Raw genomic sequence first — 14163 nt, 5'->3', positions numbered from 1 at the left:
GAAAAGGAGAGTCTGCATGCGCAGGCTCTTTTTGCTGTCCGTAATCTGAAAGGAGAACTGTAAATGAAGAAAAAGACATGGTCTGTCGTGCTTTGCATTGCTTTTTCACTGATGCTGACAACCTCAGTAATGGCTGACTCTAGCCAGCCATTACTGAGTAAGTACGTAAATTGGAATTATGGAAAGGAAGGTGTTCATTTTAAGGGCTATATACCGGCTTTGGAAAAAAGCGTATCGGGAAATCCCTGGAAACTTCACCAATGGGCCGGGATGTATACCTTCTCAAACGGCCAGACCCGGATAGTCCCTAATTATGATGCATTCAGCGTCAAGCAAACGCCTGCTGACGAGGATTTCAACAAGGAGAATGGGTTCGGTCTAGTCTATAAAAGCAAAGCCTCACTGGCAAGCTTGTTCGATGCTGTATGGGGAGGTCAATCCCTCACGGCTGAACAGCGAGTTTTTTTTAAAGATCGATTCAGCGAGAACGCCAATGATCCTCTGTTCCAAGAGGGACATGAATTTTATTATATGCTTGAGACGAGGTATCCCTTCCTGCGGACTTCGGGGATTGTTCCGCGTATGGGTATCAAGTTTGACAAGACCCAGAAGATGAATGAGGGTGTGAACCGGGCGATGTATGTAGTCAGCGCCTGGCCGGAACTTAAAGTCATGAATGGACAGAACCTCACGATTTCATATGCGGGGTATGGATACACGGACAGGGACATCCGCCTGATCGCTGCACCCAAAGGCGCTTTTCCCGATCTGAGCCGTGTTGTCAGTCTGACCGATGGGAAATATATCCGAGCAAACGCGTCTCAGGAGAAGGAATCGGGATCGATCTCTGTTAGCGCCAAGGAAGTTGCCGATGTGCTTGGGGAAAACGTGGACATTATCATGGACGATGGCTATGGACGGACAGCGATCCAATCCATTAAGCTTACCGTGGATGAGCCTATGGACTATGTGCCTATGAAGCTGACGCTGACCGAGGCCGGGCAGTTGTGGATGAGGTTCCGCTATGACGGTGCAGACGGATTTACATCGGATTACACAAACAACCGGGGTATGCCAATGACGGCGAAAGTGCAGATCGGCGGACCCCTAACAGCTGAGTTTGCATTGCCCTCTATGTTCACGAACTTACCAGCAAATCTTAAGAATGGCCAAGAATATAATTACATGCTGGGCAAAATTGATATTGGACAAGCTCCGGGCAAGTACTATATCAAAGTGGACGGTATCGTCAACAATCCGAATCATCCGGACCGCGCACTTGAATCGCCGTCTGCAGCGTACCAGAATAATACTATTCAGGGTTATTGGACCGTTGAACGCAAAGCTCCAGAAGCGGATTTGATCGCGGTATCGATCACGGCTTCCCCTTCGGCGATTCAGAAGGGTGGACAGAGCAGTATTACAGCTGCAGTGAAGAATAATAGTGCGGATGGTCAGAGCAATGTGCTCATTCGCTTTTTCGATAATGCGACCAAAATCTATGAAACAAGAAAATCCTTTGCCGCTGGCCAGAGCTTGACCGTTGGACCTTTTCAGTGGACAGGCCATTCAACAGGAGCACATAATCTTACCGTTTCTGTAGATCCAGAAAAGGAGAAGGTTGATCAGGACCGGAGTAATAATGTGGCGACTACCGGCTGCACCGTGACCTCCAGTGCATCCGGAAACGGCAGCGAATGCAACCAGCCCGAAGCAGCAGCTGATTGGAACGTAACTTATCCGGTCATTACAGGCTATCCCACTAAATCGTACACTGCAAGCTACACCAGAGCAGATGGACTCACTCAGTTCTATACAGAGTATTACACTGATTACAACGATCCCATCTGGAGCAATACCTCCGTATCGTACAACGAGAAGTTGACGATGACTGCTGAAGTGAACACCAAGCAAGGGATAGCTACAGATTTAAATCATCCCAAACTATCTGACAGAGAGAGCCGGGGGTCGTGGGAGATCATTCCCTATGCGAACAGGAAAGGGAAGGATGCCAATGAAATTACTCGGGCCGGTTACGGGATCGAGCTAAAAGTGAAGACCGTGTATAACACGAATTGGGAAACCAAAGTCCCAGCCGGTCTGGAAGGGACGGCCTATCCGATTGTAGGACAGTATTACGGCCCAGCAGAAGTCTATGCCACATTCTACGACTCGAACTGGAAGATGGAACGCAAAATCAAACTGGAGAAAACCAGCGGGAATCGTAACACAGCTACCTGGGAGTTGCCCCTGCAGACGATCACATCCGATTCTGGAAAGACTTATCATGGCCGAAAGTATATGACCTCGGTCAATGCTACCGATGGATTCTATCGGATCAAGATCTCCACCGATCCGTCCGGTATGAATAACCTGGTCACTTGCATCACCAAGCAAGTAGAAATTTTCGGCAGTATGTATGATGATGTGCAGAATTTGAGACGGACGGATTAAAATAAAGTAGCTAGCCCCATCGTTCGCGGTGGGGTTTTGCTTATGAGCACCGTGAGGGCTCTGATAAAGGAGGAAATCATGATATCTAACTTATTCACGCTATTGGAAGCGATAATTCTCTGTGGCTTGCAATTAATGTTTCCTGAGCTAGGGGTATAAAGGATGGCCATAGTAAATATGCTACTGACAACAAGTCTACTCATCCTTTGTTGCTGGTTCAGTTACACCGATATAACGGAGCGGCGGATTTCTAATAAACTAACTTATCCTGCTATTTTATTTTTGTTTGTATTCAGGACTCTGTGTAGTCCAGAATATTTATGGGGGTTAATCCCAGGCATTGTATTATTCCTGATCTTTATGATCAGCCCCTCATCTCTGGGAGCCGGTGATGTGAAACTGGTGACGTTGATTGGATTGGGTATCGGGGTGGAACGAGCGGTAGTAGTAGTATTTTTGATGTGCATTTTTGTGTTTCTATACCTGGGGGGAAGAAGGTTACTGTCTTTAGCAGTTCAGCGTTCCGTGCCATTGGCACCGTTTCTCAGCCTGGGGTTAATTATTGTTATCCTGTGACCTACTCAAAAACTAATCGAAAAGCCCGTCAACCTAGCTTCTAATGGGCTTTTTTTCTATGCTGGCTGATGCTATATGGACGCTAACTCAGGGGAGAAATGATTGATTTCAGTAACTCTAAAGTATCGAATCTTGAGGATTTTTGTGAAATATTATATATAGCAAAACCTGACGCACTATGACACAAGAGAGAAAATGCTGAAAGGGGCTATCTGCTATGGAACAAACAAACAATACTCTGGTTCTCGATCTATGGGATGTTCATAACATCCGAGTAAATGTTGAAGATAACAGGATGTCATTTGTTGAGGCAGTAGAAACAGAGGCACGTACTCAGGGCGTTCAAGTGTTAGATGTTAAGGATGTAGTTTTACCTGTGAAACACTTGTATTTAAAAGAAAACATCTTAGAAGCATTAGTCAAAATGAAGCATTAGTGACGGTCGCTCAACGGAGTGGCTTTTTTTATGCATAGATTTCATTAAAAGTTCATGCCCACTAGCTTCGGCTGGTGGGTAGTTTGTATTTACAAATTGTCCCAAAACAAATAAGATAATTTTATCTTCTCAATTCTTATTTCGAACAATTAATAATGACAAATAAATTTCATTATGCTACAATACCGACCGATGCTTTTTCAATTTTAACGAAAGGAATGACGGCATGAAAACGAGAGATATTGACATTCGAGCCTCTTTACATCGAAGTTTACAGGCGGAACATGCCGATGAAATTGAAAATACATTAATTTTAAACGAACTTTCACTTTGTCAGGGAGATGCGAGGATTGATGTGGCTGTTGTAAACGGTGCTATAAGTGGATACGAGATCAAAAGTGAGAGTGACACATTGGAGAGGCTTCCTAAACAATGTGAAACTTATAATAAAGTTTTTGATACTATCACAATTCTAACTGCTTCAAAATACATAGATGGAATAATCGATATTGTTCCAAGTTGGTGGGGAATTACAAGAGCTGAAATGGATGAAGATGGAGTTGTTTATTTATTCCCAGTTCGTACGCCTTTAGAAAATCCAGATATCGACTCAATTTCTGTTGCACAACTGCTGTGGAGAGAAGAGGCTATTTCTATTTTAAAACAAAGAGGCTTGCAAAAAGGACTTTTAAGCAAGCCAAGAAAAGTTTTATGGGAAGCACTTGCGATGTCTCTTTCTTTAGATGATTTAAAATATGAAGTCAGAAAACATCTTAAGGCAAGAGAAGGTTGGAGAGTTCAGTAGCCACTTGAACAATATGGTGATTGGTTCCTGCTCTCCTCCAAGTAGTTGGGCTCCCTGGTTTATCTGATTTACTTGCAACAACGTAAGCATACTGATCTCCGGCTGAAAATGTTGGTCCTTTGTATTCTTCATGGTCTACTAATTGAGCAGCTAAATCATAATATTGTTCGTATCCAAATTTCCGTAAATTCTTTCCTTTGAAGACTACAAATTGATCGTCTCCCGTGTAACGAATACTAGCTGGAATCTTTATAACTCTGGGATCCGCCTCAAAAGGTGAAGGATTGGCAATAGTATAGTCACCAAAAACTGGTTTTCTTATAATGTTCTCAGTTTTTATTAGATCCTTCCAAATGATCCATTCGGAGCGAGGTATCACTTCAATGGAGTCTCTTTGAACTTCCGATAGATCTTTTGGAAAAGAGGTGGCACAAAAAATAATATTTCTCCAATCATTCAAATAAGGGATATTATTTAAAAATTCTTTTAAGAATAAGGTTGTTCTTATATTGGTATTAGGATCAATATATTCAAAATCTACAATTAAATCAATGCTGCACTTGGCGATGTTAAGTATGGCAAGTAAATGATCAATTTTCGTTTTAAGATCACCGAAATCTTCCTCCCTCACTCTAATCCCCACGCCTAGATTATCGATTCGATTGGCTTCGATAATTTCAGTTTGAAATGCGACATCTCTTTCCACGCTTGTAATTGGTATTCCAACAACCTTTTTTTGACGAAGATCACCTAGTACAAATTGAAGAGGGTGTTCTCCATTTTGTAACCGATCATTCTCTTTAATGTATAACAGGTCAATAAAAAAAGCTTGCTGCTTCCCCCAGTGTTTATCAATTGAATCTCCTATACCGTTTAAATGCTTATCAATTGTTTTTTTTGGTTGCTCTTTCTCATAATTCCACTCAATTGGTGGCAACTCGATAAGCGGGGTAATAGATTCTTTTATAAACTTTGGCAAGAGGTTGAGTGCAGTTTGTTCTCCCTGTTTCCACTTTAAAATCGGTACATAATGTCTTTTATCGAGCACTTTTTCTCACATCCGCAAGTTTCTCCGTAGGCTGGAGTATTGGCTATAGGTCTTCCAGATGAGGCTATTTTACTATAAAAGTATTATTTTGGCGATATGTGGGATTACATAATTAAAAAAACTGGAAAATTCTCCTTACCGAAGATACAAAATTCATATACATAATGTTCCAAATCGATTATATTGAAATTACAAAAAGATACTGGGGCGAGTTGGAATATGAGAATAGAACTGAATGCGATTAGTACTCAAGCAGTGAATGAAATTAAAGAATTAGCAATATTTGCGGAAGCATCTAAATACATTTATCAACATTTCACCTCAACTGCTGAGGATATTCGCGATGTTGAGATTAAACCTAACGTAAATTATGGAGTAAGCGTAGAAGAGTTAATTGAACAAATTTCTAATGGGACAATCACAAATAAGTTATATGAGAATGTTATTGTAAGAGCTTATGGAACGTTAGAGGTATACATTCAAAAGGTTGTTTCATTGATAATCAATGAGAATACTTCAATTTTTCTAAAAGGAATTTCAATTCCTTTAACCACCTTGATCGATGGGGACATAGATAAGTTGATACAAGGCTATATTAACAGAAGCATCTTTGAAAAAATGTCTAATAAAAATATGTATGATGCTATTAGCAGTGTTTTAAAAACGCTAAATGTAGATTTGGGATTAATTTCAGTACATGAATCTGATGTTAGAGATATTTATGCTTTAAGAAATCTGATCGCCCACAAAAACTGTGAGATAGATTCGAAATTTTTGGAGATATATAGTCACAATTCGAGCCTCGTAGTTGGGGAGAAATTAAAAATCGAATATGAAAATATGACTAGTGTTGTAAATAGGATAAACAAATTTATGTCAGCTGTACATAAAACGGTTGCGAGAATAAATTAAAATAGCTGTAAATACTTAATTTACTGGAAACTTTTTTTTGCATTGCTCAATCCTCTGCTATTTTTAGTAGGGGATTTCATTGTATGGAGGATAGTTTTTCTTATCGTCACATACATAATGTTCCAGATGGATTATAATTACTCCAATTTATAAGATTCGATGATTGGAGAGATGTTACGTTGTTGGATCAGATTGTAAAAGTCATAAATAGTAAAATAATTGGATTGGGTGGTATAGTTGCCATATTAGGAACAATTATTTTACCTTTGCTAAAGGCGCAGCCGATTACAGCGCTGACCTCCACCAAATTAGAAAAAGTATTGTTCACTAAAGAAAGGAGAGCTTCCGTAAAATTAGCATATTTCTTTTTGCAATGGATCATTAGTTCTACTTTCGCAATCTTGTTCGCCTTTTTTCTGTATACACTCGATATTTCTTTTATTGTTGTAACATGTATTACTATCGTAGCTTCTTTTACATATATGACACTTCAATACATAATTAGCACGGAGAAATCCCTGCTTGATAAACATCTTCCTAATGGTCTAAACATTATCATATCTATAATATTTTTATTAGTACATACATCATCAATATTTACAGCGTTACCAAGCTTCTTTGCTGCTGTAGTGAGTTCCAGCAATTTTAGTGAGGATGAAAAAATTTCTGCAGGGTTCTGGACCATGATGGCTATTTTCTTCGCAATTAATTGTGGTGTTAATTTGTTCTTATTATCAAGTGCTCGTAATACATTTAAAGAATTTATTCGGAAATTTAACAAGTATTTAAGTGAAGGGTTTTATATTGTTGAGGCGAACAGCGACAAGAAATGGTATATTTATCACCCCACGGACAAAGACAATGTATTATTAGGCAATAAGGAGTCGGCTGAAGAGGCAACTGAATTTAGAATAATAGAAAGAAAAAAAGTACTTGAGCATACAATCAATTATTTAAGAGTACCTAAAGTAAGTGAAGAGTCAATGGAAGATGGCGAGGATTACGTTATATAAGCACTACATAAAAAGTCCTGGAGAGCGATACAGACTTCCTGGCTGAGTGTCGAATGAAGAGATCCGGGCGGCTATTGAAGCTGCTTATCTTAAGTTCAAGGCAACGTCCTCACAAAGCAATAAAAAATATCCCACCAACTTCGGCTGGCGGGATATTTTCGTTTAAAGAATTTTCTTATTCAGTATTTCCCCATCGTAAGAAAGATGTATTTTGTAACTCTTCATAATATGAGCGTAACTCGTTGAACTGTTTTATAAATTCAGAATTTACGTCGTGATGATGATGATTAATATAAGAGCCCAAAGCAAGTGAAGCGAAAGAAATCCCGTTAACAAGCGAAAAACATGTAAGTCTTATGGAGTGTTCGCTGGTTTCTGGTCCTGGTTCAGCAATGACCACATTGCTTTCATATTTATAAACGTGAAGCATTTGGTTTAATGGGTTGCTATGTTTGGCCATGCAAAGTTGAGTGTATTTATGGTATTCACCTTTGAACAAACTATCATAATCTTCTGGAAACAGTTGAGAAATTACTTCTTCTGTTATTTTTTTTATTGATGCAAATGGAGTATGTCTCTCATCAGTGTGTGATATCCACTCGTCTGCTAAACTATCGTTTCCACCAATGTAAGTAAGTGTATAGGCAGTCTCGTATAGGGATGATGCAATGGTTGCGGTCTGTACGGAATATCCTCTTGGCGCAAGTATAATCATCGTTCTCAAATCATTTATCATTTTCATTAATAGTGAAATGGTTACTTTTAAGGAACTTCTAACATCTAAAAGTTTTTTTTTAGGCGCTAAATCAATGGCGAATGAGATTAAGTTAAGTGATTCATTAATGCCCTTTATATAAATCTCTAAGTCTGAAGATAGTGCCTCTGCGGCAAGCTTTTCCCCTTCATCTATTGTCGGTTTAATTTCTTCACCAGAAGTATCATTCAAAAAAATCCCCTCATTTCGTTGTATTGTTTTTCTCTAAAATATATAATTCGATATAAATCATCCTAATCCTTTCATTGCTAGATGTCCCTATCATGGTTATAGAGAGAACAAATGTTCTTGTTTTTTTGGAGGCGCCGATGATGCTTGATGATACACTGCGCAAACTGTTATTGATCAAGTTCAGCCGTACATAACGGCAATCGTCCTGATTATTACCGGAGTATTGTCTACTGTGATATTGCGAGCCGTGGCATTGCTGCAGCAAAGGAAGACTCCTGTTTGATGCGCGTTTGTCGGCGACACAGCGGGAACTGCTGCATAAGATTGCCACTGAGGGATTTGCTTATGCCCAGACCGAATTCTAAGATCAGGGAGGCGAAGACAAGTTACAGCAGGCATTGGCGTACGTTTCTAACTAGTAAACAAGGAGATCTTAGCTGCTCCTGAAGATCCAGGCAGCGGTCGAGGAGGCATATCTCAAGTACAAAGCGGGGCTGTATTGACCAAAGAATAGAGTATTGCCCACCGGCTGCGGCTGGTGGGTATTTTGTCGTTTACAGAATGTCCCAGACATGATATTCTTTCGTTGCACAAATCGGAAGCACCGAAGAGTGTAGTCGGAAAGTAATGGCAAATAGCCCTGATAGCCTTGGCTGATAGAGCTGTTTTTATTTTGTAGGAGGCGATTATGCGTGTCTAATAAAAATGAAACTAAAAAGATCTCTGATGAAAATGCAGGAATCGAACCGCTTAAAACTTGTTTTGTAATTATGCCTATTGCAGATACTCCCGGCTATGATTCCGGGCATTTTGACAGAGTATACCAACATATTATTAAACCAGCATGTGAAAAAGCTGGTTTTGAACCAAAGAGAGCAGACGATTCAATTCAAACAAATACAATAATATTAGATATTTTAAAGCAAATTGTGAATGCAGATATGGCTATTTGTGATTTGAGTTCTCGTAATCCGAATGTTATGTATGAGCTCGGGATAAGACAGGCGTTTAATTTACCAGTGGTTCTCTTAAAAGATGAACTGACAAACAGGGTTTTTGATACTTCACATCTAAGAGACATTCCGTACGACCATTCACTGCGGATTGATACTGTCTCAATTGCTATTTCAAAACTGTCGGCTACTCTCATTGAAACAGAAAAACACAAAGATAATGACACACATTCTCTTATTTCTCTCTTAGGAATTGAGGCGGCAAAAATACCAGAAAAGCGAGAGGTAAGTATAGAAACATCAATAATTCTTGACGAGATAAAGAATTTGAAATTGCAATTAAACAACCCTCCCTTTTCGAAAACGAAGCCCAAAGGGATTATCTTTACAGAAAAACAATACCTTGAAGAATTGAGACCAGATATTTATTATCCAGTCTATAATGAATTTGATGCTAAACTGATGGAAGCTATGAGATCAGGAGAGAGGTTAGCAGGAATAAGAATAAATCATAAAAGATTAGGGGATGGAATTGTACATCAATACGATGGTGAAAAAATGCTAGTTAAATTAGATAATAATAAAAACATTGAAATTGGTCCTGAATCCCTTCATTTAATTAGATTAATCGAGGATAAATAAAGTTCTTGAATACTAAATCCTCTGTGTTTAAGATTATACCCACTGGCTCTGGCTGGTGGTTTTTTTAGTTTACAGATCACGCCAGCATTAAGTAAAATAAAGGGAATATCAGCTTCTTAACACGCCGATACGGGCGAGGGAGAGTTGGCTAGGGAAGAGGTGAACAGTGAACATATCCGAAACTGTGTTTGCGGAATATTTTCGTGCATTGAATTATGAACCTTACAGGTATACTAAACAGGAAATGAGATTAAGTAAAACCCCCGATTTAAAAATATTTATAGAAGGTATCCTTTCAATGTATTGTGAAGTTAAAGAAATAAATGAGGATGAAAGACAGGACGACATACAGCATGATAATACATACAACATTGTTTCAGATTGTATCTATGGGTCATCAAAACAGTTTTTAGCTGTAAATCCAGCTCATAATCAGCCCAATATTCTGGCCATTTATAGTAGACGAACGGGGACAGATATTCAAGACTTTAAGATCACGTACGAAGGTGTATTGGAAACAGAGAAGGGGGAGCGCTGGCCTTTTCTAAAAAACGTATCGGAGGGCAGGATCAAGAAAATGAAAACAGAAATTGATCTTTGTATTTGGTATGACGAGTTTGAAGAAACTTTTAAAAAGTGTTTCTGTAGCGACTCTCCTCATTACAATAGATTAAAACTTTTCTTCCCAGATAAGAATATTTAGGAGTGAATGAGCTGAGCACCACATATAAAGTTCTGGAAAGTGATACTGATTTTCTAACAGCCGCGTTGTCACAATCAAAGGTGTTCGTCTTGTACCGAGAAGGTCCGGATCCAATTGGTCACTTGATGGATTATGGCGGCATAGTTGAGGGATACGCTCCAGACTCTATTAAGATAGCCGGTGAATACTTTGTCCGGGAACGATTTGAATTTAGAGCATATATAAAATAAACCCCTGCTCATTCCCCGTCGGGTATTTTGATTACCGGAAAAAATTACTTACCAGTAATATATAGCTTATTTGTAAAGTTTTAGATAGTGTAGCATCTTTTTTATACTAGGGAGGAGATGTTTTGGAATTTGGTAAATGGACTATAAAGGATAATGATGATGAAAACGTAGATGCTTCTGAGCTTGCATCCACCATTACTGTTTCAACTGATGATTTTGCCCAGTATCATTGGAGGAAATTTGAGAGCGTGATTAAAGACGTTTTAAGTACTTTTATTTCACATTTACCATCAATTACAATTAGCGTTAATCAAGATTTTTTTAGAGGTCGCAAATGGGAAGAGGGGCGAACATTTAAGAATGTAAGAGAAATAAAGGCTCCGCCTGCCTATTTAGCAGGAGCAGGAAGGATTAATCCAGTAGGCTTGCCATTTTTATATGTAGCTGATTCCATTGGTACAGCATTAAGAGAAGTTCATCAAAAAGCAGGGACGCCAACAACTATTGCTAAATGTTCTCCTAATAGAGAACTAAGAATAATAGATCTCACTCATGGAATCGAAGAGGAAGATAAAGTGCATAGTTTTCGTAGGATTATAAATAACAACTTTTCTAAACCAGTGGAATTAAATAAAACCATTGTAGAATATCTTCCTACGCAAGTAATTGCTCTTTATATTAAGGATCAATTGAAATTAGATGGTGTGAAATATAAAAGTTCAGTTAATGCAGGAGGATATAATATTGTTTTATTCGATGAGAGCAATATGAATTTTTGGCAAAAGATCCTATTTATGAATAAATATGAACCGTATAAATCTTTATTTACACGTTCTTTCAGTGACGATAAAATATTAAGCAACGGAAGCACCGCACCCTGCCTTCACTGGCGGGGTATTTCTTTGCGTTCAGGAAAACATCCTTATCCCTTTACCAATGATACAGAATTCATATCCTTGAATAAAAACCACATAATCCCTCAACAACCCTTAAGTGTATTGTGAATTTATGTCGATAAACAGGCTGTACGGAAAGTTAGAAAGACTGAGTACAATGATAGTAATCGAAGGGAGATAGAAAAACCAGACTATACGTTTGTAGTCTGGTGATGGCGTACGATTTTTAAATCGAGAGAGTGAATAACAGTCAAGTGTTCTTAAAAACTGGTATACCAGCTCCAGTTCGAGTTGCATCGAAGGGTGAAGGTACACAAAGTGAGCGTATTAATTCAAACAATGCAGTAACTCGTTGAATGTTACGCTCTTGAAACTGCATCTTAAATAGAGGGTGGTGTGCAAGTAATAATGTAGCAATCCCAGTAATATGAGGAGCCGCCATAGAAGTACCAGATTCGGCTTTATACCCTCCTCCCGGTACTGTGGAAATGATCGCCACTCCGGGTGCGCATACTGAAATTTCAGGGCCATAACAAGAAAACTTAGGCCAAAACATTCCAGTAGAGGTTTGTAGGTTAACATCTCCTATAGTGGAGTCCCAAGTGTTTTTTTGTATGTTTGCGATATTTCCAATAGCTGCTACTGCGAAAGCATATGGGGAACTTGCGGGATATCTTACTGAATTCCCGGAATTGCCTGCTGCTACTATGCAGGCTATCCCATTTTGTGCAGCAATATTTAATGCCTCTTCTACAGTTGCGTTTACTGTATCAGCTCCTAAACTCATATTGACTACATCGATTTTATGTTCGACGCAGTAATCTAAAGCCTCAATTAAGCTACTGTAGCTACCTCCAGGAAAAATTTTTAGAATATGAACTTCTGCTTCGGGAGCAAAACCATTTGAACCTTCTACATTACGAGCAGCAATTACCCCAGCACAATGTGTACCATGACCAATTTCATCTTGATTCCATTTAGAAGCATCGTCACTTGTAAAATCCATCCCTAAATTAATATGTTTTAGGAGTTTATGTTGATTATCGCACCCACTATCTATTATTGCGACTTTAATTCCCGCACCAGTCATGTCTTTGGGAATATTACTTAGACCAATCAACTGTTGTCCCCAACCCACCTTAAAATCTTCGTTCTTTTCAAAAAGTGGTTTTAACTTGATGGTATTAATTGAAGAAAAAGATATTTCAGGATTTTTATTATATATATCCCAATAATCATTAGTAGGAGTAACCACTAATAATCTTGCCGATGGGTTTTTCTCCAGACTCACAAATTCGAGCGAAACCATTCCGTTCTCATCTGTAATATTTTGTGATGGATATGCATCGCCCACTAATTGTACCATTACCTTTGATATAGGTTGATCGTCAATACCAATAATTTTAAATTGTACAGTAGTAGTAATTATTTTTGAGGAAGCTGTAAAAGACAGTCCCTTAAAGCCATGTTCTACTGCAACACTTCCGTAAGTTAAAACTTCATCTTTAGTGATCGATAAATTTTGAGGCAAAGTCTCTTTTAAGAGCTCTGCGCGTTCAGGGTCTATTTTAGCTACCACTATGTCAGTTGCGACTTCAGTATTGACTCCAAGCGTCTTTAATGAACCTTGTTTTCTCTTTACGCTTTTTACTATGTCCAATCCCATGTCAGAAAGCATTCGATTCATTGTTGATGCACTCATTGGCGTGTAGAATTGAGCTGTGTTTGAAGAGTTTGGTGCTATCATATAGTTTTCTTTTGAGTTGAGAGTAACTTCAAATGTTTTTGATTCAGAATCTGGCATATTAATTATCCTTTCATAAATGAAATTGATCTAGTGACTCGTCTAACGAAATATCCACTTGGTTACCAAAAACCTTTTTTAAGTTATCAACAGTAACTTGGTCGGTTTTAATAACAGCAAAACAAAGGATTTTTTTACTGATAACTTTAATTAGTTGAACAGACGGATCCTCTTCCAGTTTATTAATTACTTGCGAAAATAAAATTTGCATATCATTGTTTTTACTGATAGGTGCAACTAACCATTTCTTATTGTTTGAATTTTCCACAGACATCTTCCTTCTAGAGATATGTTTCGGGCATTGCTGCTAAAGCATTAGCAATGCCCGAATTAATAAGAAATACTTAATGAACCATCATAGAAGAGTTATTTAAAGTTTCAGAAATATTTACTGGTGAGAATGCTTGAAAAGGAATCAAGTTCTCACCAATGGTTCTGCCAATCATGCCACCCAAAGCCCCTTGTGGAGCAAACAAAGGAACTGCTTGGAAGGGAATCAAGTTCTCACCAATGGTTCTGCCAATCATGCCACCCAAAGCCCCTTGTGGAGCAAACGAAGGAACTGCTTGGAAGGGAATCAAGTTCTTACCAATGGTTTGGCCAATCATGCCACCCAAACCCCCTTGTGGAGCAAACGAAGGAACTGCTTGGAAGGGAATCAAGTTCTCACCAATGGTTTGGCCAATCATGCCACCCAAACCCCCTTGTGGAGCAAACGAAGGAACTGCTTGGAAGGGAATCAAGT

The 14163-nt window shown here is 38.8% G+C and carries 14 protein-coding genes; 9 read left to right on the top strand and 5 right to left on the bottom strand.

All coding sequences use genetic code 11. The features are described 5' to 3' along the window. The first annotated feature begins 63 nt into the window (after positions 1–63). The 4 genes from AC3WT9_RS33415 (at position 64) to AC3WT9_RS33400 (ending at position 4271) form a co-directional block, all read left to right on the top strand. A complete protein-coding gene (locus AC3WT9_RS33415; RefSeq protein ID WP_341377997.1) occupies positions 64–2454 on the top strand; it encodes a CARDB domain-containing protein in 2391 nt (796 codons plus the stop codon). Between the two features lie 162 nt (positions 2455–2616). Beyond that, positions 2617–3030 carry a prepilin peptidase gene (locus tag AC3WT9_RS33410; RefSeq protein WP_341377998.1) on the top strand — a complete coding sequence of 138 codons (414 nt, stop codon included), beginning with the start codon at positions 2617–2619 and terminating at the stop codon, positions 3028–3030. A gap of 217 nt (positions 3031–3247) precedes the next feature. Further along, positions 3248–3466 (top strand): hypothetical protein, encoded by a 219-nt coding sequence (locus AC3WT9_RS33405; RefSeq protein ID WP_341377999.1) that lies wholly within the window; start codon positions 3248–3250, stop codon positions 3464–3466. Positions 3467–3692: 226 nt separating this feature from the next. Then, positions 3693–4271, top strand: coding sequence for a sce7726 family protein (locus AC3WT9_RS33400; RefSeq protein WP_341378000.1), 579 nt, complete (start codon positions 3693–3695; stop codon positions 4269–4271). On the opposite strand, the gene AC3WT9_RS33395 is transcribed toward AC3WT9_RS33400, so the two are convergent. Further along, positions 4240–5319 carry a beta family protein gene (locus AC3WT9_RS33395; RefSeq protein WP_341378001.1) on the bottom strand — a complete coding sequence of 360 codons (1080 nt, stop codon included), beginning with the start codon at positions 5317–5319 and terminating at the stop codon, positions 4240–4242. The genes AC3WT9_RS33400 and AC3WT9_RS33395 overlap by 32 nt on opposite strands. A gap of 219 nt (positions 5320–5538) precedes the next feature. Between AC3WT9_RS33395 and AC3WT9_RS33390 the strand changes: the two genes are divergently transcribed. Both AC3WT9_RS33390 and AC3WT9_RS33385 read left to right on the top strand, forming a co-directional pair. Beyond that, a complete protein-coding gene (locus AC3WT9_RS33390) occupies positions 5539–6231 on the top strand; it encodes a hypothetical protein (RefSeq protein ID WP_492408840.1) in 693 nt (230 codons plus the stop codon). A gap of 179 nt (positions 6232–6410) precedes the next feature. Beyond that, the gene (locus AC3WT9_RS33385; RefSeq protein ID WP_341378003.1) at positions 6411–7244 is read left to right on the top strand and encodes a hypothetical protein; all 834 of its coding nucleotides are present in this window, start codon (positions 6411–6413) and stop codon (positions 7242–7244) included. A gap of 175 nt (positions 7245–7419) precedes the next feature. Here the strand turns inward: AC3WT9_RS33385 and AC3WT9_RS33380 are convergent, their stop codons facing one another. Further along, complete coding sequence (locus AC3WT9_RS33380; RefSeq protein ID WP_341378004.1) at positions 7420–8190, bottom strand: hypothetical protein; 771 nt, start codon at positions 8188–8190, stop codon at positions 7420–7422. 692 nt (positions 8191–8882) lie between these two features. On the opposite strand from AC3WT9_RS33380, the gene AC3WT9_RS33375 reads away from it, so the two are divergent. The 3 genes from AC3WT9_RS33375 (at position 8883) to AC3WT9_RS33365 (ending at position 11722) form a co-directional block, all read left to right on the top strand. Then, on the top strand, positions 8883–9785 hold the full coding sequence (locus AC3WT9_RS33375) for a hypothetical protein (protein ID WP_341378005.1): 903 nt from the start codon (positions 8883–8885) through the stop codon (positions 9783–9785). A gap of 166 nt (positions 9786–9951) precedes the next feature. Next, entirely contained in the window at positions 9952–10488 is a 537-nt protein-coding gene (locus AC3WT9_RS33370) for a hypothetical protein (protein WP_341378006.1), read from the top strand. A gap of 352 nt (positions 10489–10840) precedes the next feature. Further along, positions 10841–11722, top strand: coding sequence for an RES family NAD+ phosphorylase (locus AC3WT9_RS33365; protein ID WP_341378008.1), 882 nt, complete (start codon positions 10841–10843; stop codon positions 11720–11722). Between the two features lie 142 nt (positions 11723–11864). Here AC3WT9_RS33365 and AC3WT9_RS33360 read toward each other — a convergent pair whose 3' ends face one another. The 3 genes from AC3WT9_RS33360 to AC3WT9_RS33350 form a co-directional block, all read right to left on the bottom strand. Continuing rightward, positions 11865–13418 carry a S8 family peptidase gene (locus AC3WT9_RS33360; RefSeq protein WP_341378010.1) on the bottom strand — a complete coding sequence of 518 codons (1554 nt, stop codon included), beginning with the start codon at positions 13416–13418 and terminating at the stop codon, positions 11865–11867. A 13-nt stretch (positions 13419–13431) separates the two neighbouring features. Further along, positions 13432–13686 carry a hypothetical protein gene (locus AC3WT9_RS33355; RefSeq protein WP_341378011.1) on the bottom strand — a complete coding sequence of 85 codons (255 nt, stop codon included), beginning with the start codon at positions 13684–13686 and terminating at the stop codon, positions 13432–13434. A gap of 76 nt (positions 13687–13762) precedes the next feature. Continuing rightward, a partial coding sequence (locus tag AC3WT9_RS33350) for a hypothetical protein (RefSeq protein WP_492408836.1) occupies positions 13763–14163 on the bottom strand: 401 nt, incomplete at its 5' end.

This window comes from Paenibacillus sp. EB106-06-01-XG199 (assembly GCF_058791575.1).
The sequence above is the reverse complement of the archived record's forward strand: the minus strand, read 5'-3'. Positions and strand labels throughout refer to the sequence as shown.